Below are 20,856 nucleotides of genomic sequence, written 5' to 3' on the forward strand. Positions count from 1 at the left end.
AGTGGTCCACCGCCCGTTTGCCCTGCGCGCGGCGCAGTCCGGCGAGGTGGGTGAACCAGTCCCCGGTCGACGCCCACGCCAGTTCGGTCTTCGCCGCGGCACGCGCGTGGACCTCGGCCAACAACTCGGCCTCGACCGCGGCGAGGTGAGCGCGCAGCGCCTCGAGGGCGGCCACCCCTTCGAGGAGGTCATCGACAGGGCGGGTCGCCCACAGCACAGAGTCCAGCCCGGCCAAGGCATGGTCGGCCAGACCGAGCGCGCCCACGGCACCACCGACGGCACCGGGTCCGGTGTCGTCGGGGCCGTTCGGGGTCATCGCCATGCAGATCACTCAAACAGGTGCCACCGACATTGACCCCCGGTTTGACCTGGCCTGGTCTCGAATTGTGGACAGTATTCGAAAGTTTTTCTGGCGGCCCACTAACTGTCCACAGGGGTGGGTTACAGGTGGGGTCTCGACGTCGGTTGCTGCGCAACCTGCTCGACCAGCGAGGGCCCCTGGGGGTCTCGACGTCGGTTGCTGCGCAACCTGCTCGACCAACGAGGGGCTGCTCGACCAACGAGGGGGTCAGACGACCTCCACCTCGTCGGGGCGTCCGCTCTCGCCGAGCCAGAAGGCGAGGCGCCCCTGGCGGCCTACGGCACGCAAGCGGCGCTCGGCGAGCTCGCGGACGTCGTCCGAGACCGCCAAGAGCAGGTGGTCGTCGGCGCGGAGTGTGGTGTGCCGGTCGGGCACGAACAGGTCTCCGCCGCGGTGCACCAGGGCGAGGGCTGCGTTCGGGGGGAGCCGCAGCTCACTGACGTGGACCCCCGCCAGGCGGGAGGTGGGCGGGATCCGCAGCTGGAGCAGGCTGGCGCCCATCTCCTCGAGCGGGGCGGACTCGACGTCGAGCTCTCGGGTGCCGCCCTCCAGTGCCACCCTGGTACGACGAGCCAGCCAGGGCAGCACGGGAGCCTGGAGCAGCGTGAAGCCGACGACGAGCAGGAACACGACGTCGAAGATCCGGGCGGCGGCCGGGATGCCCTGAGTGATGGGGATCGTCGCCAGCACGATGGGCACGGCGCCGCGAAGGCCGGCCCAGGACATGAACGCCTGCTCGCGCCAGGGGATCCGCCACCAGGAGGCGCAGGCCACCATTGACAACGGACGGGCGACGAAGGTGAGCACGACCCCGACCACAGCGGCCGCAGGCAGCGCGTCGAGCAGTCTGTCCGGACTGGCGAGCAGCCCGAGCAGCACGAAGAGCCCGATCTGGGCCAGCCAGGCGAGCCCCTCCGTGAAGCCGAGCGTGGCCTGGCGGTGGGGCAGCGGTGCGTTGCCCAGCCACAGGCCGGCGACGTAGATCGCCATCAGGGCGCTGGCCTGGAGCGTGCCGGCCGTGGCGAAGGCGAGGAACATGATCGCGATGGTGGCCAGCGGATAGAGCCCCGCGGACGGCAACGCGCTGCGGGAGAGCAGCCACTGCCCCAGCCTGGCGACGGCCAGCCCGATGAGGACTCCCGCCACCAGCTGGTAGACGACCTGTCCACCGATCGACCACGGGTTGGCCGTCTCCCACGCATCGCTGGTGACCACCGTGACCAGGATGATGACCGGAGGGTCGTTGAACCCTGACTCGGCCTCGAGGGTCGCACGGACCCGCGATCGGATCGGCAGCCTGCGCATGACGGAGAAGACGGCTGCGGCGTCGGTGGATCCGACGACCGCGCCCAGCAGCACCGCGGTGCGCACATCGATGTCGAGCAGCAGGTAGGCCAGCCCGGCGGTCACTGCAACGCTGATGGCAACCCCGACCGTGGCCAGCAGCCCGGCGAGGCCGACGACGGGACGGATCACCGACCACCGGGTGGTGAACCCGCCCTCCCCGAGGATCACCGCGAGGGCCAGGGTGCCGAGGAGCATCGTCAGGTCGGCGTCGTCGAAGTTCAGCCCCAGGCCGGCCTCGCCGATCGCGAGACCGAGAGCGAGGTAGAGCAGGAGACTGGGGAGCCCGGCGCGCACGGACACGCGTACGGCAGCCACTCCGGCGAGCAGGACCAGGGTCCCGCCGAGGATCGCGAGGTAGAGGGTCACCGGACCCGGACGACGGGACGTGCTCGCATGGACGGCATGGCTCGATCCTGACCGCTCGCGTCCGCTGATCCCATGGGGATCGCTCCCCACTTCGCCTGCCCCCGGCGACAGCCGACCTGAGAGGGTGACGCCATGTCCGGTGCCCGCCAGCCTGCCCGCCAGCCCTCCCTGTCGGTCCGTGTGATCGCGATCAACGTGGCGATCTTCGCGGCGGGCACGATCGCGCTGGCGTTCTCCCCGGCGACGGTCTCGTCGCGTCCGGTGGTCTCGGAGATCGCCGTGCTGGCTCTGGGACTGACGCTGCTGATCGTCGCCAACGCCGTCCTGCTGCGTCGTACGCTCGGCCCCCTCGACCGGCTCGTCCGCGATCTCGAGCGGACCCGGGGGACCGATGCCGGTCCGGCTCGCCAGCCGGTTCCGGTGCCGGTGCCCTCCTCCCCGGTGGCGCGGGAGCTGGCGGACGCGGTCAACGACCTGCTCGCCCGGATCGCCACGGCCCAGCGGGAGAGTGACGCGGGTGCCCTCGCCGCGCAGGAGTCCGAGCGGGCCCGGATCGCGCAGGAGCTGCACGACGGCGTGGGTCAGTCGCTGACCGCGATCCTGCTCGACCTGAGTCTCGCGGTGAGCTCGGCGCCGGACGAGGCGTCGCCCCAGCTCGAGCGGATCCAGGAGGCGACCCGGGCCGCGCTGGACGAGGTCCGCGCCGTCGCCCGCAGCCTGCGTCCGGACGTGCTCGACGACCTCGGGCTGCGCAGTGCGCTGGCGGCCCTGACCACCGACCTGTTCGGCCCCACCGGCACGCTGGTGCATCGCGGGGTGACGCCCGGCCTGCCGGCGCTCGACGAGCAGACCGAGCTGGTCGTCTTCCGGGTGGCGCAGGAGGCGCTGACCAACGTCGCACGCCACGCCTCCGCGGCCACCGTCGACGTGCAGCTGGGCCTGCGCGGCGACGTCGTCGAGCTGCGCATCGTCGACGACGGCGTCGGCATCGCGCTGGACGCGCGCGGCACCGGTCTGCGGGGGATGCACGAGCGCGCTGTCCTCGTCGGCGGCTCGCTCGACGTACGTCGCCACGACGGGGGCGGCACCCAGGTGACCCTGCGTGTCCCGGTGCGCCCTGCTGACTCTGCGGCCGACCCGGCGGCGGACCCCGGAGCCGGTCGATGACGGACGGTACGGCGCGCGTCCTGCTCGCCGACGACCACGCCCTCGTGCGCCGCGGCGTACGCATGATCCTGGACCAGCAGCCCGATCTCGAGGTGGTGGCCGAGGCGGGGGACGGGGCCGAGGCCGTCGAGATGCTGCGCACCACGCCGGTCGACCTGGTGGTCCTCGACATCGCGATGCCCCGGCTCACCGGTCTCCAGGCGGCGCGGGAGATCTCCAGGCTCAGCGACCCGCCGCGGATGCTGATGCTGACCATGCACGACAACGAGCAGTACTTCTTCGAGTCGCTGCGGGTGGGGGCCTCGGGCTACGTCCTCAAGTCGGTCGCCGACCGGGACCTCGTCCACGCCTGCCGGGCGGCGCTGCGCGGCGAGTCGTTCCTCTACCCGGGGACGGAGAGCGTGCTGGTGCGCGACTACCTGGAGCGGCTCCGGCGCGGTGAGCGGCTGCCGCGCGCCGTGCTCACCGCGCGCGAGGACGAGGTGGTCAAGCTGATCGCCGAGGGCCACTCGTCGCGCGAGATCGCCCGGCTGCTGGTGATCAGCGTGCGCACCGTCGAGCGGCACCGGGAGAACGTGCTGGCCAAGCTCGGCATGCGCGACCGCACCGAGCTGACCCGCTATGCGATTCGGGTCGGTCTGATCGAGCCCTAGACCCGGGCTAGGGCTAGCCCGGAAGCCGCGGCCCGAACGACATCGCGAAGTCCGACGCCACGACGCTGGTCACCGGTCGCGCGTCGCGCAGCCACGCGAGCGGTCCGTCGGCGGAGAAGGTCCAGCTGGCGCGGGCAGGGCGGGTGCGGCCGCTGGCCCGGATCCGGCTGGCGACGGTCGCCCCCTCGAGGATCTGGACGACCCGGCCCGGCAGGGCGGGCAGCGGTACGGCGGGCGCCCGGCGCGGCGTGAACGTCGCGCTCGCGACCGGTGGCGCCTCGGCGGCCAGCGTCGCGGTCCGCCCGATCCGCGCGTCGTCCCCCGTGGTGCGGAACGAGGCCATCTCCTTGGGGATGCCCCACAGCTCCCGGCCGCCGGCCCGCGAGGCGGGGGAGTCGACCCAGATGTCGGTGATCGACAGCGCGACGCCGCGACCGTGCCGGACGACGACGGCCGCGAGCAGCTCGTCGTACGCCATCTGGCCGGCCTCGGAGTAGGACACGAACGCAGTGGTGACCAGGGCCCGGCCGCGCACCGACAGCGGGCGGACCCCGGTGGGCAGCACCGGAAGCCGATCGGCAGGCACCCGCCACACGGTGATCTGGCCGGCCCCCGCGAGGTCCCAGGGCTCGGGCGGGTAGGGCAGGTGGCTGCTCATGAGGGCTCCTTGACGAGCAGCGGCAGTCGGAGGGCCGCCGGTGCGGTGGGGGGTACGACGGGGCTGCGCGGGGCGACCGGGGCGATCCGACGGTACGCCGCGCCGAGGGGCGGGCGCGGGTCGGCCCTGCCCCGGTTCGGCCACAGCGAGACGGCGCGCTCGGCCATCGCGGTGATCGTCAGCGACGGGTTGACCCCGAGGTTGGCCGACACCGTGGAGCCGTCGATCACGTGCAGGCCGGGGTGGCCGTGCACGCGGTGGTAGGGGTCCACCACACCCTCGGCGGCGCTGGCCCCCATCGGGCAGCCGCCGATCAGGTGCCCGGTGGTCGGGATGTCGAACAGGTCCGCCCAGGTGCCGTTGGGGATGCCGTCGATGTGGTCCGCGACCTTCCGGGCGACCTGGTGGGCGGCCGGGATCCAGGTGGGGTTCGGCTGCCCGGTGCCCTGGCGGGTGGTCATCGTGCGCCCCCACAGCCGCCGGCGGGTGAACGTCGTCAGCGAGTTGTCCAGGGTCTGCATCACCAGCAGCGTGATGGCCTGCTGCGACCAGCGCCGCGGGTCGTGCAGGCGGCGCAGGTCGCGCCGGTCGCGGAACATCGCGCGCAGGCCCAGCTGCCAGCGGCGCCGTCCCTCCACGACGTCGGTGAGCACGGCGCTGAGCAGCCCCATCGCGTTGCTGCCGGGCCCGTAGCGCACCGGCTCGAGGTGGGTGTGCTCGTCGAGGTGGATCGACGAGGTGATCGCGACGCCCTCGGAGTAGTCCACGTCGTCGCCGCGCGCCCGGACCGCGAGGATCGCCTCGGAGTTGGTGCGGGTCAGCTCACCCAGGCGCGGGGAGATCCCCGGGAGGCTGCCGCGGTCGCGCAGGCGGTGCAGCAGCCGCTGGGTCCCGAGCGCCGCGGCGGAGACCACGACCTGCTCGGCGGTGATGGTGCGGCGGCCCAGCCGCCCCAGGGGGCCGGGACGGCCGGTGCGCTGGGTGGTCACCGCATAGCCGCCGCCGGGCAGCGGCCGGATGTCGGTGACGGTGGTGAGCGGGCGGACGACGGCGCCGGCCTTCTCGGCGAGGTGCAGGTAGTTCTTCACCAGGGTGTTCTTGGCGTTGTGGCGACAGCCCGTCATGCACTCGCCGCAGTTGAGGCAGGCGTTGCGGTCGGGACCGGCGCCCCCGAAGTAGGGGTCCTCGACCCGCTCGCCGCGCTCCTTGCCGAGGGTGTCGCCGAAGAGCACGCCGACCTGCGTCGGGCGGAACGTGTGGCCGACGCCGAGGTCGTCCGCGACGGCCTGCATCACCTTGTCGGACGGGCTGACCCAGGGGTACGTCGCGGCGCCCAGCATCCGCTTGGCCTGGTCGTAGCAGGGCGCCAGCTCGTCGCGCCAGTCGGTGATGCCGCTCCACGACGGGTCCCGGTAGAACGCCTCCGGCGGCTCGTAGAGGGTGTTCGCATAGACCAGGGACCCGCCGCCGACACCCGCCCCGCTGAGCACCAGCACGTTCTTGAGCAGAGTCAGCCGCTGGATGCCGAAGCACCTCAGGGCGGGGGCGAAGACGTAGTCGCGGACCTTCCACGACGTCGTCGCGAACTCGTCGTCGGCGAAGCGGCGGCCCGCCTCGAGGACGCCGACGCGGTAGCCCTTCTCGGTGAGCCGCAGCGCGGTGACGCTGCCCCCGAAGCCGGACCCGACGACGAGGACGTCGTGGTCGAAGGACGGGCTCATCGGACCGCCCCCACCTGGGGGGACCCGACCGGCGCCGGCTCGAAGTCCGCCAGCTCCAAGCGGGCCGTGCGCTGCTGGTACTCCTTGACCAGGCCCGGCCAGTTCGTGGTGACCCGCCCGCCGTCCTCGCGATACCAGCTGGAGCACGACGTCCACACGCTGTCGGCCAGGCGCGACTGCATCTCGGCGTCGAAGGCGTCGGCGACCTCACGTCGTACGTCGAGGCGCTCGGCGCGGCCCGCGGCGAGGGCGCGGACGGCCTGCACGATGTAGCCCGCCTGGGCCTCCATCATGTTGAGGATCGAGCTGCCGCCGAGGTTGGTGTTGGGGCCGTAGACGAGGAACAGATCGGGGAAGCCGGGGACGGTGATCCCGAGGTGGGCGCGGGCGCCGTCGGACCAGTGCTCGTGGAGCTCGTCGCCGCCGACGCCGCGCACGGTCATCGGCGCGAGGAACTCGGTGGCGGCGAAGCCGGTGCCCCAGATCAGCACGTCCGCCTCGTGCACGCGCCCGTCGGCCGTGCGCACCCCGTGGGGGAGCACCTCGGTGACGTGGTCGGTGACGACGTCGACGTGGGGGCGGGCGAGCGCGGGATACCAGTCGTTGGAGAACAGCATCCGCTTGCAGCCCAGCGGATAGTCCGGCACCAGCCTGGCGCGCAGGTCGGCGTCGCGGACCTGCAGGCGCAGCTGGGTGCGCCAGGCGATCTCCATCGCCTTCGCGATCGGGTTGCCGGTCGTGAGCGCGGCGTTGAGCCGCTCGGAGAGGACCCAGGTCAGCTGGCGCCCGAAGCGCTGGCTGCGCGGCCAGCGCGCGAAGGCGCGGTGGTGCAGCGCGGTGTAGGCGCGGTCCGGCTTCGGCACGACGTATGGCGCGGAGCGCTGGAAGACGGTCATCGCGGCGACGTCGTCCACGATCCCCGGCACGAACTGGATGGCGCTGGCGCCGGTCCCCAGCACGGCGACCCGCTTGCCGCGCAGGTCGACGCCGTGGTCCCACTCGGCGGAGTGGAAGGCGGGCCCGGCGAAGCTCTCGCGGCCGGGCAACTCGGGCACGACGGGACGGGAGAGCTGGCCCACGGCGGGGACCAGGACGTCGGCCTCGAGGACCTGGCCGTCGGCCAGCTCGACGGCCCAGGTGTCACTGGCCTCCTGCCAGGTGGCCGAGACGACCTCAGCGCCGGTGCGGACCCGGTCGAGCACCCCGGTCTCGCGCGCCGTACGGCGGATGTAGTCGAGGATCTCCGGCTGCCCGGGGTAGCGCCGGCCCCAGTCGGGGTTCGGGGCGAACGACCAGGAGTAGAGCGCGGACGGCACGTCGCAGGCGGCGTTGGGATAGCTGTTGTCGCGCCAGACGCCGCCGACCTCGTCGGCCTTCTCCAGGATGGTCAGGTCGGTGAACCCGGCGCGGAGCAGGGCGATGCCCACGCCCAGTCCGCCGAAGCCGGAACCGATGACGACGACCCGGGGTTGATCAACCGGGGAAGGGGCGGAGCGCGGGCGGGAGGGCCCGTCCTGCGGGCGCGCGGAAGTCGACATGGGGACGACCGTAGGGCCCCGACGTGTGACCCAGGAGACATCGGCGGTCACCTGGATCCATAATTGCGGCCATGACCTCCCCGGCCCTCCCCACCACGCTGGCGGAGCCGGCGGCCCGGGACTGGGACTTCCCGCGCAGCATCAGCGGCGTCGCCCTGCTCGTGGAGTACGCCGCGGAGCACGGCCTCGACGCCCCGGGCGCGCTCGCCGGGACCGGTCTGGCCCCCGGCGACCTCGCCGTCGCCGACCACGAGGTCACCGCCGGCCAGGAGTTGCAGGTGGTGCGCAACCTGCTCGCCGCGACGGGCCGGACGGCGTCGGGCCGGACGGCGTCGGGCGAGGCGGGGTCGGGCGAGGCGGGGTTGGCTGATTCGGGGTTGGGCGTCGAGGTGGGCAGCCGCTACCACGTGAGCACGTTCGGGATCTTCGGCTTCGCCCTGCTCAGCAGCCGCACCGTGCTCGACGCCGTCAACCTCGCACTGCGCTTCATCGACCTGAGCTTCACCTTCGGGATCCCGCGGGCGGGCATCGAGGGCGACCTGGTCCGGGTGGTGGTGGACGACCACGGACTGCCCGGCGACGTACGGCGGTTCCTGGTCGAGCGGGACCTCGCGGCGATCCACACGGTGCTCGGCGAGCTCGTCCCGGGCGGGGTGCCGCTGGTCGAGGCCGAGCTCGCGTTCCCCGCCCCCTCCGACGCCTCGCTGGCCGACTCCGGGGACCTCTCGCCGTACCAGCAGGTGCTGGGCGTCACCCCGCGCTTCGGGGCCGAGCGCACTACCTTCGCCTTCGACGCGGCCCACCTGGCCCGGCCGCTGCCGCAGGCCAACCCCCAGACGGTGGCGCTGTGCGAGGCGCTGTGCCACGACGTGGTGGCTCGCCGGCGGGTGCGCAGCGGGGTCACCCAGCAGGTGCGGGTCCTGCTCACCCAGCAGGTGGCCTTCGGCGGAGGGATGGACCAGGTCGCCGCCTCGCTGGGGATCAGTCCGCGGACCCTGCGCCGCCGGCTGTCCGAGGCGGGCACGAGCTATCAGGCGCTGCTCGACGAGGTGCGTCAGTCGCTGGCCGAGGAGCTGCTCGGCACGCGGGGGCGGGGGAGCGCGCTGACCGTCGAGGACGTCGCCCAGCGGCTGGGCTACGCCGAGGCGTCCAGCTTCATCCACGCCTTCAAGCGGTGGACCGGCACCACTCCGGCGGGGTTCCAGCGGGCCGCCCAATGCGAGGGCCAGGGCATGGGGGAACGGCCACGGGGGTAAGGGCTCCGATGGCCCGCACGCGCGGGTCCAGGACTCCCGGGAGGAACGCGTGCTGACCGCCGCAGAACAATCGCTCCGTCTCGACGCCCAGTGGGTCGACTACCTGCTCGTGGCGATCTACTTCGCGTTCGTGCTCGGGGTCGGCATCATGGCGCGCCGCTCGATCTCGAGCAGCATCGACTTCTTCCTCTCCGGGCGCAGCCTCCCGGCCTGGGTGACCGGTCTGGCGTTCGTGTCGGCCAACCTGGGCGCGGTCGAGATCGTGGGCATGTCCGCCAACGGCGCGAGCTACGGCCTGGCGACCATGCACTACTTCTGGATCGGTGCCGTGCCGGCGATGCTGTTCCTCGGCATCGTGATGATGCCGTTCTACTACGGCTCCGAGGTGCGCAGCGTCCCGGAGTTCATGCGCAAGCGGTTCGGCACCGGCGCCCACCTCGTCAACGCGGTCAGCTTCGCGGTCGCGCAGCTGCTGATCGCCGGCATCAACCTGTTCCTGCTCGCCTCGATCGTCGAGGTGCTGCTCGGCTGGTCGCTGTGGGTCTCTTTGGTGGTGGCGGCCGCGGTCGTGCTCACCTACACCGCGCTGGGCGGGCTCTCGGCGGCGATCTACAACGAGGTGCTGCAGTTCTTCGTCATCGTGGCCGCTCTGCTGCCGTTGACGCTCGTGGGTCTGCACAAGGTCGGCGGCTGGGGAGGGCTCAAGGAGAAGGTGACTGCCAGCCCGGGCGGCGCGGAGCAGCTCTCGTCGTGGCCCGGCCAGGCGCTCAGCGGCTTCGACAGCCCGGTGCTCTCGGTGATCGGCATCGTCTTCGGTCTCGGCTTCGTGCTGTCCTTCGGCTACTGGACCACCAACTTCGTCGAGGTGCAGCGGGCGATGGCGTCGAGCTCGATGTCGGCCGCTCAGCGGGCCCCGATCATCGGAGCCTTCCCGAAGATGTTCATCCCGTTCATCGTCGTGATCCCCGGCATGATCGCCGCGGTCGCGGTGAGCGAGCTGGCCGAGCTCAAGAACGGCGCCGACAACGGGGCGTCCTACAACGACTCGATCCTCTACCTGATGCGCGACCTGCTGCCCAGCGGCATGCTCGGCGTCGCGATCGCCGGCCTGCTCGCGTCATTCATGGCGGGGATGGCCGCCAACATCTCGGCCTTCAACACGGTCTTCAGCTATGACCTGTGGCAGACCTACGTCAAGAAGGACGAGCCCGACGAGCACTACACGGCGGTGGGGCGGTGGGCCACGGTCGGGGCGACTGTCACGGCGATCTTCACGGCCGTGCTCGCCTCGTCGTACACGAACATCATGGACTACCTGCAGACCCTCTTCGGGTTCTTCAACGCGCCGCTGTTCGCGACGTTCATCCTCGGGATGTTCTGGAAGCGGATGACCGCCACCGCCGGCTGGGTCGGCCTGGTCAGCGGCACAGTCGGCGCGATCACCGTGTGGGTCCTCAGTGCGGACGTCGCCGGGGTGATCGGCCTGTCCGGCCAGGGCGCGGCGTTCGTCGCCGCGGGCGTGGCCTTCGTGCTGGACATCGTGGTGAGCGTGGTCGTCAGCCTGGTGACCAGGCCGCGGGTGGAGTCCGAGCTCAAGGGCCTGGTCTGGTCGCTGACCCCGCGCAAGGACTTCCGCGACCCCGACGAGCCGCGCCTGGCGTGGTTCCAGCAGCCCACGAAGCTGGCCGGCGTCGGCCTGGCCATCGTGATCGCCCTCAACTTCCTCTTCTGGTGACTCGAGCAAGGGATCCGCAGATGACTGAGCACGACCGCCCCACGAAGACCCGCACCGCCCGCGCGTTCGACATCCGCACGTTCATCGCCGCCCTGATCGGCATCTACGGCGTGGTGCTGGTCGTGATGGGGCTCTTCGCGACCAGCGACGCCGACCGCGAGATGGCGGGCGGGATCAACGTCAACCTGTGGGCCGGCCTGGGCATGGTGCTGGCCGCCGTGCTCTTCCAGGCCTGGGCGATGTGGCGCCCCGTGGTGGTGCCGGCCGAGCCGTCCGACACCACCCACGACGCAGCGGGCGAGGGGTGAGCCGGCAGCTCAGGTGATCGTCATCCCGCCGTCGACCGCGAGGGTCTGGCCGGTGACGTAGCCACCGGCGGGGGAGACCATCCACACCAGCGTCGCGGCGAGCTCGCGCGGGTCGCCCTTGCGGCCGGTCGGGATCCGCGCCTCCTGCGACTCCAGGTAGCCGGGCGGGTACTGCTCGGTCATCTCGGAGGTGAAGAAGCCCGGCGCGATCGCGTTGACGCGGATGCCCTTGCGCCCGGTCCACTGCTGGGCGAGGTCGCGGGTCAGGCCGATCAGCCCCGCCTTGCTCGCGGCGTACGCCGCCTGCGGGAGGCCGGCGGTGGTCAGCCCGAGCACGGAGCTGATGTTGACGATCGAGCTGCCGGGACCCATCACCCGGCCGCACGCCTGCGCCATCCAGTAGCAGCCGTTGAGGTTGACGTCGATGACCTGGCGGAACTGCTCGGGCGTCTCGCGCGTGGCGGGCACGGCCGTGCCGATGCCGGCGTTGTTGACCAGGACGTCGACGCGGCCGAGCTCGGCCATCGCGGTGTCGACGAGGCGCTGGCAGGCCTCGGGGTCGGCGACGTCGGTGGCCACCGTGACCACGCGCCGGCCGAGGTCGCGCACCAGCTGGGCGGTCTCCTCGAGCTTGTCGGTACGGCGAGCGCCGAGCGCGAGGTCGGCACCCGCCTCCGCGAGGGCCTGCGCGAACGCGACCCCGAGGCCGCTGGAGGCACCGGTCACGATCGCGACCTTGCCGTCGAGTCGGAACATGTCGTTGACAGTCATCCTGTCACCCTAGACGGCCGCCGATCCTGGGGGCACGCCACGCCGCGGACCGGTCAGATCACCCAGCGGATCGGGTTCTTATAGCGGTTGCTGGGGTTCGTGTAGAGGATCGCGTCGAGCGGCTCTTTCTTCCTGCTGAGGATGGGCACGCACGGCTTCCAGCTCGCCCCGCGGGGCACGCCGTAGTGCCGGAACGGCGGGGGCGCGTCGTTGCAGGGCTTGAACTCCTCCCACATGATCATCGGGAGCACCTGCCAGCCCTGGGACTCGCCCTCGATGTTCATCCCGGCGGAGACGTTCGCGATCTTCCTGCCGTGGCCCTCCAGCAGGGTGGTGTGCAGGTGCACGTAGGTGAGGTCCCACTTCGACGGGTCGTCGGGGCGCATGTCGGGTGGGAGGTCGGTCACCGGCACCCGCTCGAGCTCGATCTCCATCCGGGCCAGGGCCTTCGCGTCGCCGAAGGTGATGGGCACGTTGGCCGGGTCGTCGATCGACAGCTCGGTGCCGGGCGGGGTCAGCACGACGGGCTGGTCGCTCGGCGACGGCGACGCGCCGCCGGACTCGGTGGGGTCGCCCGAGGGCGCGTCGGATCCGTCGCTCGACGACGGAGTGCTCGAGGTGGCTGCCTGCGCTGATGCCTCGTCGTCCTCGTCGCCGCACGCGGCGAGCGACAGGGTCAGCGCGGCGACCAGCACACCGGTGGCCCAGCGGAAGCGGAGACGGGACCTGGTGCGGGTGGTGGGGTGCAAGGGGCTTCTCCCGAGTCCTGAGCGGTAGCATGGCCGACATGGGTACGCAGTTCCTGCTTCTTCCCCAGCCGCGCTGATCGAAACGACCGCGCGGCTGCCCCTCTGTGGAGGGGTTTTTTCATGTCAGGAGCAGGAGCGCGGCGCTCCGCACACCCCGGGAAAGGGCACCGAGATGAGCCAGGACGGCACGCAGCAGCACGAGACCGGCGAGCACGGCGAGCCCACGACGTACGACGTGGTGGCCGTGCAGGAGAAGTGGCAGCAGGTCTGGGACCGGCTCGACCCCTTCACCGCCGACGACGACTCGCCGCGCGAGAAGAAGTACGCCCTGACGATGTTCCCCTACCCGTCCGGCGACCTCCACATGGGCCACGCCGAGGTGACCGCGCTGCACGACGTCATCGCGCGCTACTGGTGGCAGCAGGGCTACGAGGTGATGAACCCGATCGGCTGGGACTCCTTCGGCCTGCCCGCCGAGAACGCCGCGATCAAGCGCGACGAGCACCCGGCGACCTACACCTACGCCAACATCGCGACCCAGGCCGCGTCGTTCAAGAAGTACGCCGTCAGCTTCGACTGGTCGCGCCGGCTGCACACCTCCGACGTCGAGTACTACAAGTGGACGCAGTGGCTGTTCCTGAAGCTGCGTGAGCGCGGGCTGGCCTACCGCAAGTCCTCGCCGGTCAACTGGTGCCCCAACGACCAGACCGTGCTGGCCAACGAGCAGGTCGTCGACGGCGCCTGCGAGCGCTGCGGCGCCGAGGTCACCAAGCGTGAGCTGACCCAGTGGTACTTCAAGGTCACCGACTACGCCCAGCGGCTGCTCGACGACATGGACGACCTGAGGGGGAGGTGGCCCGAGCGGGTGCTGACCCTGCAGAAGAACTGGATCGGCCGCTCCGAGGGCGCCCACGTCGACTTCGACCTGGCCCTGGCCGACGGCTCCACCCGCACGGTCGCCGTCTACACGACCCGGCCCGACACCCTGCACGGCGCGACGTTCATGGTCGTGGCCGCCGACGCGAAGCTGGCCGGCGAGATCTGCGCGCCCGACCAGCGCGCGGCGTACGACGCCTATCGCGACCAGATCCGCAAGGAGTCCGACATCGAGCGGCTCTCCACGGATCGTCCCAAGACCGGCGTCCCGCTGGGCGTGACCGCGACCAACCCGGTCAACGGCGAGCAGATCCCGGTCTGGGCGGCCGACTACGTGCTGGCCGACTACGGCACCGGCGCGATCATGGCCGTGCCCGCCCACGACCAGCGCGACCTGGACTTCGCCAAGGCCTTCGACCTGCCGGTGCGCCGGGTGGTCGACACGGGGGAGGACAACCCGGAGGAGACCTATGTCGCCACCACGGGCAACGGCACCTACGTCAACTCCGGCTCGCTCGACGGGCTGAGCGACAAGGCCGCCGGCATCAGCACCACCATCGAGGAGCTCGAGTCGGCCGGCCACGGCACGGGCGCGGTCAACTTCCGGCTGCGCGACTGGCTGCTGAGCCGCCAGCGCTTCTGGGGCTGCCCGATCCCGATCATCCACTGCGAGGCCTGCGGCGAGGTGCCGGTCCCCGAGGACCAGCTGCCGGTGGTGCTGCCCGAGCTCAAGGGCGCCGACCTCAAGCCCAAGGGCGAGTCGCCGCTGGCGGCCGCCTCGGACTGGGTCAACGTCGAGTGCCCGTCGTGCGGCGGCCCCGCCAAGCGCGACTCCGACACGATGGACACGTTCGTGGACTCGTCGTGGTACTTCCTGCGCTACTGCTCCCCGAACTTCACCGAGGGCCCGTTCGACGAGGAGGCCGTGCGCCGCTGGGGCCCGGTCGACCAGTACGTCGGGGGCGTCGAGCACGCGGTGCTGCACCTGCTCTACTCGCGCTTCTTCACCAAGGTCCTGCACGACATGGGCATGATCGACTTCGTCGAGCCGTTCACCTCGCTGCTCAACCAGGGCGTGGTCATCAACGGCGGCAAGAAGATGTCCAAGTCGCTGGGCAACGGCGTCGACCTGGGTGACCAGATCGATGCCTTCGGTGTCGACGCGGTCCGGCTGACGCTGGTCTTCGCCGGCCCGCCCGAGGACAACATCGACTGGGCCGACGTGTCGCCCGCCGGCTCGTTGCGCTTCCTGCAGCGCGCCTGGCGGCTGTCGGGCGACGTGACGAGCGAGCCCGGCGTCGACCCCACCTCGGGGGATCTCGCGCTGCGCAAGGTCACCCACCGCACCGTCCACGAGGCGACCGAGCTGCTGGAGTCCCAGCGGTTCAACGTGATGGTCGCCCGCACCATGGAGCTGGTCAACGCGACCCGGAAGGCGATCGACTCGGGTTGCGGCCCGGCCGACCCGGCCGTGCGCGAGGCCGTCGAGACCGTGGCGATCCTGCTGTCCCTGGTCGCGCCGTACACCGCGGAGGAGATGTGGGAGCGGCTCGGACACCAGCCCACCGTCGCCAAGGCCGGATGGCCGACGGTCGACGAGGCGCTGCTGGTCGAGGACTCGGTGACCGCGATCGTCCAGGTCCAGGGCAAGGTCAAGGGTCGTCTCGAGGTGTCGCCCGACATCAGCGAGGCCGACCTGGAGGCCGCGGCGCTCGCCGACCCGGCCGTGCAGAAGTCACTCGAGGGCAAGACCGTGCGCAAGGTGATCGTCCGGGCGCCGAAGCTGGTCAACATCGTCGCCTCCTGACCGCAGCCAGTAGCCTCCCACCATGTCCTCGGGCCGTCGTGTGATCGTGACCGACTCGACCGCCAGCCTGCCCGCAGAGCTGGCGGCCGAGCGCGGTGTCGTCGTGGTGCCGCTGCAGGTGGTCATCGGGGCCACGGTGTACGACGAGGGGGTCGAGGGCGGTGCGACCCCCGAGCTGGTGGCCGCCTCGCTCAAGGAGTGGACGCCGGTCAGCACGTCGCGACCCGCGCCGGCGGTGTTCGTCGAGATCTATGAGCGCCTGGCCGCGGAGGGCGCGACCGAGATCCTGTCGGTGCACCTGTCCGCCGAGATGAGCGGCACGTTCGAGTCCGCCCAGCTGGCGGCCCGGGAGATGACCACCCGGGAGAGGTCCGGCGACGGGCCGCCGGTCCGCGTCGTACCCGTGGACACCCGGCAGGTCGGTCCCGGGACCGGGTTCGCGGTGCTCGCGGCGGCCGACGTGCTCGGCGCCGGCGGCAGCGTCGACGAGGCGGCCGAGGCCGCGCTGCGTCGGGCCGAGGCGACGACCTCGCTGTTCTATGTCGACACCCTCGAATACCTGCGCCGCGGTGGGCGGATCGGTGCGGCTGCGGCGCTGTTCGGCGGAGCACTGGCGGTCAAGCCGCTGCTGCGCATCGACGAGGGCCGGATCGCCTCCTATGAGAAGGTCCGCACCTCGGGGCGCGCGCTCAGCCGCCTCGAGGATCTCGCCGTCGAGGCGGCCGGCGACGACCAGGTCGACGTCGGCGTCTATCACCTGGCGAGCCCCGAGCGGGCCGGGCACCTGTGCAGCAGGCTCACCGAGCGGCTGGACTACAACCTCGCCGGCCGCGACGTCGGCTGCGGTGAGCTGGGGGCGGTGCTGGGAGCCCACGTCGGGCCCGGGATGGTAGCCGTCTGCGTGGCGCCCCGCTTCTGACCGGACGCTCGTCGCGGCGCCACTGCCGCCCCGCGCGAGATATCCACAGGCGCGCGAATGCGCCTTCCGTGGGGTGAGCGGGCTTCCTAGGGTCGCTGCATGCGTTCGCACCGCCCCACCCCGCAGCAGTCCGAGGCCGTCTCCCGGCGGCTCGCGCAGCTGAGCGCCGAGCTGGCGGTGGTGCGCGCCGAGTCGCAGCCTGCGCACGACGAGGACGACGCCCAGGAGTGGGTCGCCGGTCGGGCCGGCGCCCGCGCCGCTGGGGTGCCGCCGGGGATCCCGGACACCCACACCCGGATCCGCGACAGCCGACTGCGCGTCGTCGCCGACCCTGCTCATCCCACGCCAGCCTCGGCCCCGTCCCCGCAACCGCCCTCGCAACCGTCCTTGCACCCGGTGGACCCGGTCACCGAGCCGGCCGTGTCGGCGCCACCGGTGCCCATGCCGGGGCGGCACGCCGCGCGCCGTCCGGGGGCGGTGCTGGCGGAGCTGGTCCCCTCGACGCTGCGCGGCCGGGCCGTCCTGACCCCCGGCCCGCTCGCGGTGCTCGCGGTGGCCGTCGCCCTCGCCCTGGCCGTCACCTGCTGGTGGATCCTGAGCAACGCGCCGGAGCAGGTGCCCGCTCCGACTCCGGTGCCGGCAGCCGAGGGCGGACTGATCACGCCCTCGACGACGCCCTCGGCGGGTGGCGAGAGCGTCGGCGCACCTGGGGCCGGTGCGGCCAGCGGCTCCGGCACCGGAGCAGCGGAGATCGTGGTCGATGTGGCGGGCAAGGTGAGACGCCCGGGCATCGCGGTCCTCCCACCCGGCTCACGCGTGGTCGACGCCGTGGCGGCCGCCGGCGGGGCCAAGCCGGGCGTCGACCTGTCAGGGCTCAACCTGGCGCGGCTCCTGGTCGACGGCGAGCAGATCCTCGTCGGGACGCCTGGAGCACCTGGGGCGGCCGGTGCGGCTCCGGCGCCGCCGGCCTCGGGGGTGCCGAGTGCCGGTGGGGCGCTGGTGAACATCAACACCGCTGACCAGGCCACCCTCGAGACGCTGCCCGGCGTCGGACCGGTGACAGCGCAGGCGATCATCGACTGGCGGACCGAGCACGGCGGCTTCTCCGCGGTCGAGGAGCTGCTCGAGGTCAGCGGCATCGGCGACGCCACCCTCGCCGAGCTGACGCCCCACGTCACGGTCTGACCCGCGGGTGCCGGCGCTCGACGACGAGGAGGACGGCTCGGCACCCCCTGACCTCCGCACGCTCCCGGACCTCCGGATGCCGCTGGTGGCCACTGCCGCCTGGACGGGTGGGCTCTGCGGACTGCTGCTGCCCACGGCCGCCGTCGCGGCCGTCTTCGTGCTCGGGTCGCTCGCCCTGCTGGCTGCGCGGGTCCGCGGCACGGCTCCCGGCCGGCTGCGAACGGCGATGGGGCTGCTGCTGGTGCTGGCCGCGGTCGCGACGACGGCCCAGCTGCGAGAGGAGCAGGTGGCGCGCGGACCGGTGGCGGAGCTGGCCGGGAGCGGGGCCGCGGTGACCGCATGGATGACGGTGACCGCCGATCCTCGTCCCCGCGAGGGCCGCTTCGAGGACTACGTGATCCTGCGGGGGCGGGTTACCACGATCACCGGACGAGGACAGACCCACCGGGTCGGCGTTCCGGTGCTGGTGCTCGCCGACCCCACCTGGCAGCACGTGGAGCTCGGCGCGCGGATCCGGGCGGAGGGACGGCTCGCGCCGGCACAGGGGCAGGACCTCGCCGGGGTCCTGCGTGCCCGCGGGGAGCCCGCGGTGGAGCAGGGGCCGGACCTGTGGTGGCGCGCGGCCGACCGGGTGCGGACGGCGTTGCGCGCCTCGGTCGCCGACCGGCCGCCCAGCCAGCGGGCGCTGGTCCCCGCGCTCGTCGTCGGGGACGACGCCGGGATGCCCGAGGACCTGGCCGAGGATTTCCGCACGACGGGTCTCACCCACCTCCTCGCGGTGTCCGGGACCAACCTCACGCTGCTGGTGGGGTTCCTGCTCGTCCTGGGCCGGTGGGTGGGCGTGCGCGGACGGTGGCTCACGGTGGTGGCTGCGCTGGGCATCGTCGGGTTCGTGCTGCTCGCGCGCACGGAGCCGAGCGTCGTGCGCGCGGCGGCGATGGGCACGGTCGCGCTGGTGGGCCTGGGCAGCAACGGGCTCCAGCGCGGCAGCCGCGCGCTGGGAGTGGCGGTGCTCGCGCTGCTGCTCGTGAACCCCTGGCTCGCCACCACCGCCGGCTTCGCGCTCTCGGTGCTCGCGACGGCCGGGATCCTCCTGCTCGCCCCGCCCTGGCGCGACGCCCTCGCCCGCTGGCTGCCGCGCTGGGCGGCGGAGGCGATCGCCGTGCCTGCGGCCGCCCAGCTCGCCTGCACCCCCGTCGTGGCCGCGATCTCGGGCGAGGTGAGCCTCGTGGCCGTGGTGGCCAACCTCCTTGCTGCTCCTGCCGTCGGCCCCGCCACGGTCCTCGGGCTGACCGGCGGTCTGCTCGGTGTGCTGTCGGGCTCGCTCGGGCGGGTCGCGGGCCTGCTGGCCTCGTGGTGCGTCGCCTGGATCGTGACGGTGGCCCGGTGGGGTGCCGCGCTGCCCGGGGCGGCGGTGGAGTGGGGGAGCGGAGCGGTCTCGCTCACCCTGCTGACGGTGCTGTGCCTGGGGATCGCCCTGGCCGGGCCGCACGTGCTGCGGCACCCGGTCACCGGCGTCGGCTGCTGCGCCGTGCTCTGCGCCGCGGTCCTGGTGCCGGTGCCGACGCCGGGCTGGCCGCCCCGGGGATGGGTGCTGGCGGCCTGCGACGTCGACCAGGGCGACGCGCTGGTGCTGCGCGCCGGCCCCGGCTCGGCCGTGCTGGTCGACGCCGGGCCGGAGCCGGCGGCCGTCGACGCCTGTCTGCGCAGGCTCGAGGTGGACCGGTTGCCGCTGGTGGTGCTCACCCACTTCCACGCCGACCACGTCGACGGTCTCGCCGGGGCACTCGACGGACGCGAGGTGGGCGTCGTCGAGGTGACGCCGCGTGCGGACCCACCCGAGGGTGCGCGCCAGGTCGCGCAGGAGGTCGCGGACGCGGGAGCGACGAGGCGCCCCGCGACGTACGGCACCACGACGACGGTGGGCGACGTGACCCTGCAGGTGCTCTGGCCGCCCCCGGGCCTCGACCCGGTCGGTGCCGGTGACGGGTCGAGCGCCAACGACGCCAGCGTCGTGCTCCTGGCGGAGGTCCAAGGCGTCCGGGTCCTGCTGACGGGCGACATCGAGCCGCCAGGACAGGCACGGCTCGCCACGGTGCTCGACGGGGTCGAGGTCGACGTGCTCAAGGTGCCGCACCACGGCAGCCGCTACCAGGACCTCGACCTCCTGCTCGGTCTGCGACCTCGGCTGGCGCTGGTGACGGTGGGGGCCGACAACGACTACGGGCACCCGTCGACCGAGACCCTGACGCCGCTGGCCGGCACGGGGACGCGGGTGCTGCGCACGGACGTCGACGGGGACATCCTGGTGGTCGCCGACGGCGACGAGGTGCGCACGGTCACGCGGGGGCAGGCGGACCAGTGAGGCGCGGGCCGTCGTGTCGGCGGCCTGTGGCAGGCTGGCGCCACCATGGCAGGTCCACGCGCAGCAGACGTCCTCGGTCGGGTCACCCTCGTCACCGGCAAGGAGGAGTTCCTCAACGAGCGCACCGTCGCCCAGGTCCGGGTCGCCGTGCGCGGCCACGACCCGGAGGCGGAGCTCGCCGAGTCACCGGCCGCCGACCTGACGCTCGCTACGCTCGGGGAGATGTCGGCCGCGTCGCTGTTCTCCAGCACGCGCTGCGTGGTGGTGCGCAACCTCGAGAACCTGCCCGAGGAGTCCGTCGAGGGGCTGCTGTCCTATGCGGCCGCGCCGGTCGACGACGTCGCCCTGGTGCTCGTGCACGGCGGGGGGCAGAAGGGCTCCGGCGTGCTCACCAAGCTGCGCAAGCTCAAGACCGTGACCGAGTCCAAGTCCGTCGAGCTCAAGGCCTCGGAGTTCCCCCGCTTCGTGACCAGCGAGATGCGCGGCCACGGATCGAGCATCGACGAGGAGGGCGCGGGCTTCCTGGTCCAGGCCGTCGGGCAGGACCTGCGCTCGCTGTCCGCCGCCGCCCACCAGCTCGCCAACGACTTCCCGGGCGAGCCGATCAACGTCGAGAAGGTCAAGCGCTACTTCGGCGGGCGGGCCGAGGCCAAGTCGTTCGCCGTCGCCGACGCGGCGTTCGCCGGACGCAAGGGTGCCGCGCTCGAGGAGCTGCGCTGGGCGATGGACGGCGGCACGGCCTCGGTCCTGGTGACCTCGGCCTTCGCCACCGGCGCCCGCGGGCTGGCCCGCTTCATCTCGGCGCCGCGGGGCATGCGCGAGGCCGACCTGGCCCGCGAGGTGGGTGTCCCGCCGTGGAAGCTGCGCACCCTCCGGGACCAGTCACGCGGCTGGTCCGCGGACGGCGTCGCCCAGGCCATCCGGGCGGTCGCCAAGGCCGATGCCGAGGTCAAGGGTGCCGCGGGCGACCCGGCCTACACCCTCGAGCGGCTCGTGCTCACGATCGCCGACCTGCGTGAGGCCCGCTGAGCGGGTCACCGGAGCCGTCGCTGGGACCGTCCGCGAGGTCGGGTC

Annotated in this window: 17 protein-coding genes; 10 read left to right on the forward strand and 7 right to left on the reverse strand. The window is 72.7% G+C overall.

Features of this window, described 5'->3' with window-relative positions:
* Both ACYU7L_RS22905 and ACYU7L_RS22910 read right to left on the reverse strand, forming a co-directional pair.
* Positions 1-322: hypothetical protein (locus ACYU7L_RS22905; protein WP_460801455.1), on the reverse strand; the 322-nt coding region annotated here is incomplete at its 3' end.
* A 246-nt stretch (positions 323-568) separates the two neighbouring features.
* Complete coding sequence (locus ACYU7L_RS22910) at positions 569-2,074, reverse strand: potassium/proton antiporter (RefSeq protein ID WP_460801457.1); 1,506 nt, start codon at positions 2,072-2,074, stop codon at positions 569-571.
* 132 nt (positions 2,075-2,206) lie between these two features.
* Between ACYU7L_RS22910 and ACYU7L_RS22915 the strand changes: the two genes are divergently transcribed.
* Positions 2,207-3,241 carry a sensor histidine kinase gene (locus ACYU7L_RS22915; RefSeq protein ID WP_460801460.1) on the forward strand — a complete coding sequence of 345 codons (1,035 nt, stop codon included), beginning with the start codon at positions 2,207-2,209 and terminating at the stop codon, positions 3,239-3,241.
* The gene (locus tag ACYU7L_RS22920) at positions 3,238-3,894 is read left to right on the forward strand and encodes a response regulator (RefSeq protein WP_460801463.1); all 657 of its coding nucleotides are present in this window, start codon (positions 3,238-3,240) and stop codon (positions 3,892-3,894) included. The genes ACYU7L_RS22915 and ACYU7L_RS22920 overlap by 4 nt, the downstream gene beginning before the upstream one ends.
* 13 nt (positions 3,895-3,907) lie before the next feature.
* Here the strand turns inward: ACYU7L_RS22920 and ACYU7L_RS22925 are convergent, their stop codons facing one another.
* Genes ACYU7L_RS22925 through ACYU7L_RS22935 form a run of 3 tightly spaced genes read right to left on the reverse strand, consistent with a single transcriptional unit; the run spans position 3,908 to position 7,811 of the window.
* Positions 3,908-4,552 carry an acetoacetate decarboxylase family protein gene (locus ACYU7L_RS22925; RefSeq protein WP_460801465.1) on the reverse strand — a complete coding sequence of 215 codons (645 nt, stop codon included), beginning with the start codon at positions 4,550-4,552 and terminating at the stop codon, positions 3,908-3,910.
* The gene (locus tag ACYU7L_RS22930) at positions 4,549-6,273 is read right to left on the reverse strand and encodes a GMC oxidoreductase (RefSeq protein WP_460801469.1); all 1,725 of its coding nucleotides are present in this window, start codon (positions 6,271-6,273) and stop codon (positions 4,549-4,551) included. The genes ACYU7L_RS22925 and ACYU7L_RS22930 overlap by 4 nt, the downstream gene beginning before the upstream one ends.
* Positions 6,270-7,811, reverse strand: a complete 1,542-nt coding sequence (locus ACYU7L_RS22935; protein WP_460801472.1) for a flavin-containing monooxygenase — start codon at positions 7,809-7,811, stop codon at positions 6,270-6,272. Before ACYU7L_RS22935 ends, ACYU7L_RS22930 begins: the two co-directional genes overlap by 4 nt.
* A gap of 71 nt (positions 7,812-7,882) precedes the next feature.
* Between ACYU7L_RS22935 and ACYU7L_RS22940 the strand changes: the two genes are divergently transcribed.
* From ACYU7L_RS22940 to ACYU7L_RS22950, 3 genes are read left to right on the forward strand one after another with little or no spacing between them, the layout of a single operon-like run.
* Positions 7,883-9,067: an AraC family transcriptional regulator gene (locus tag ACYU7L_RS22940; RefSeq protein WP_460801474.1), complete on the forward strand. Its 1,185-nt coding sequence runs from the start codon at positions 7,883-7,885 to the stop codon at positions 9,065-9,067.
* 49 nt (positions 9,068-9,116) lie between these two features.
* On the forward strand, positions 9,117-10,802 hold the full coding sequence (locus tag ACYU7L_RS22945; protein WP_460801477.1) for a sodium:solute symporter family protein: 1,686 nt from the start codon (positions 9,117-9,119) through the stop codon (positions 10,800-10,802).
* A 20-nt stretch (positions 10,803-10,822) separates the two neighbouring features.
* Positions 10,823-11,110: a hypothetical protein gene (locus ACYU7L_RS22950; protein ID WP_460801480.1), complete on the forward strand. Its 288-nt coding sequence runs from the start codon at positions 10,823-10,825 to the stop codon at positions 11,108-11,110.
* Between the two features lie 9 nt (positions 11,111-11,119).
* Here ACYU7L_RS22950 and ACYU7L_RS22955 read toward each other — a convergent pair whose 3' ends face one another.
* Entirely contained in the window at positions 11,120-11,881 is a 762-nt protein-coding gene (locus ACYU7L_RS22955; protein ID WP_460801483.1) for an SDR family NAD(P)-dependent oxidoreductase, read from the reverse strand.
* Positions 11,882-11,934: 53 nt separating this feature from the next.
* Positions 11,935-12,630 carry a hypothetical protein gene (locus ACYU7L_RS22960; RefSeq protein ID WP_460801485.1) on the reverse strand — a complete coding sequence of 232 codons (696 nt, stop codon included), beginning with the start codon at positions 12,628-12,630 and terminating at the stop codon, positions 11,935-11,937.
* 172 nt (positions 12,631-12,802) lie between these two features.
* Between ACYU7L_RS22960 and leuS the strand changes: the two genes are divergently transcribed.
* The 5 genes from leuS to holA all read left to right on the forward strand — a co-directional run bounded on the left by leuS (position 12,803) and on the right by holA (position 20,811).
* Complete coding sequence (gene leuS / locus ACYU7L_RS22965; RefSeq protein WP_460801487.1) at positions 12,803-15,313, forward strand: leucine--tRNA ligase; 2,511 nt, start codon at positions 12,803-12,805, stop codon at positions 15,311-15,313.
* Positions 15,314-15,335: 22 nt separating this feature from the next.
* The gene (locus tag ACYU7L_RS22970) at positions 15,336-16,232 is read left to right on the forward strand and encodes a DegV family protein (RefSeq protein ID WP_460801490.1); all 897 of its coding nucleotides are present in this window, start codon (positions 15,336-15,338) and stop codon (positions 16,230-16,232) included.
* A 99-nt stretch (positions 16,233-16,331) separates the two neighbouring features.
* The gene (locus ACYU7L_RS22975; protein ID WP_460801492.1) at positions 16,332-17,417 is read left to right on the forward strand and encodes a ComEA family DNA-binding protein; all 1,086 of its coding nucleotides are present in this window, start codon (positions 16,332-16,334) and stop codon (positions 17,415-17,417) included.
* A gap of 7 nt (positions 17,418-17,424) precedes the next feature.
* Positions 17,425-19,782 carry a ComEC/Rec2 family competence protein gene (locus ACYU7L_RS22980; RefSeq protein WP_460801496.1) on the forward strand — a complete coding sequence of 786 codons (2,358 nt, stop codon included), beginning with the start codon at positions 17,425-17,427 and terminating at the stop codon, positions 19,780-19,782.
* Positions 19,783-19,827: 45 nt separating this feature from the next.
* A complete protein-coding gene (holA, locus tag ACYU7L_RS22985; protein WP_460801499.1) occupies positions 19,828-20,811 on the forward strand; it encodes a DNA polymerase III subunit delta in 984 nt (327 codons plus the stop codon).
* Positions 20,812-20,856 lie beyond the last annotated feature (45 nt).

It is taken from the genome of Nocardioides pacificus (genome assembly GCF_054775955.1).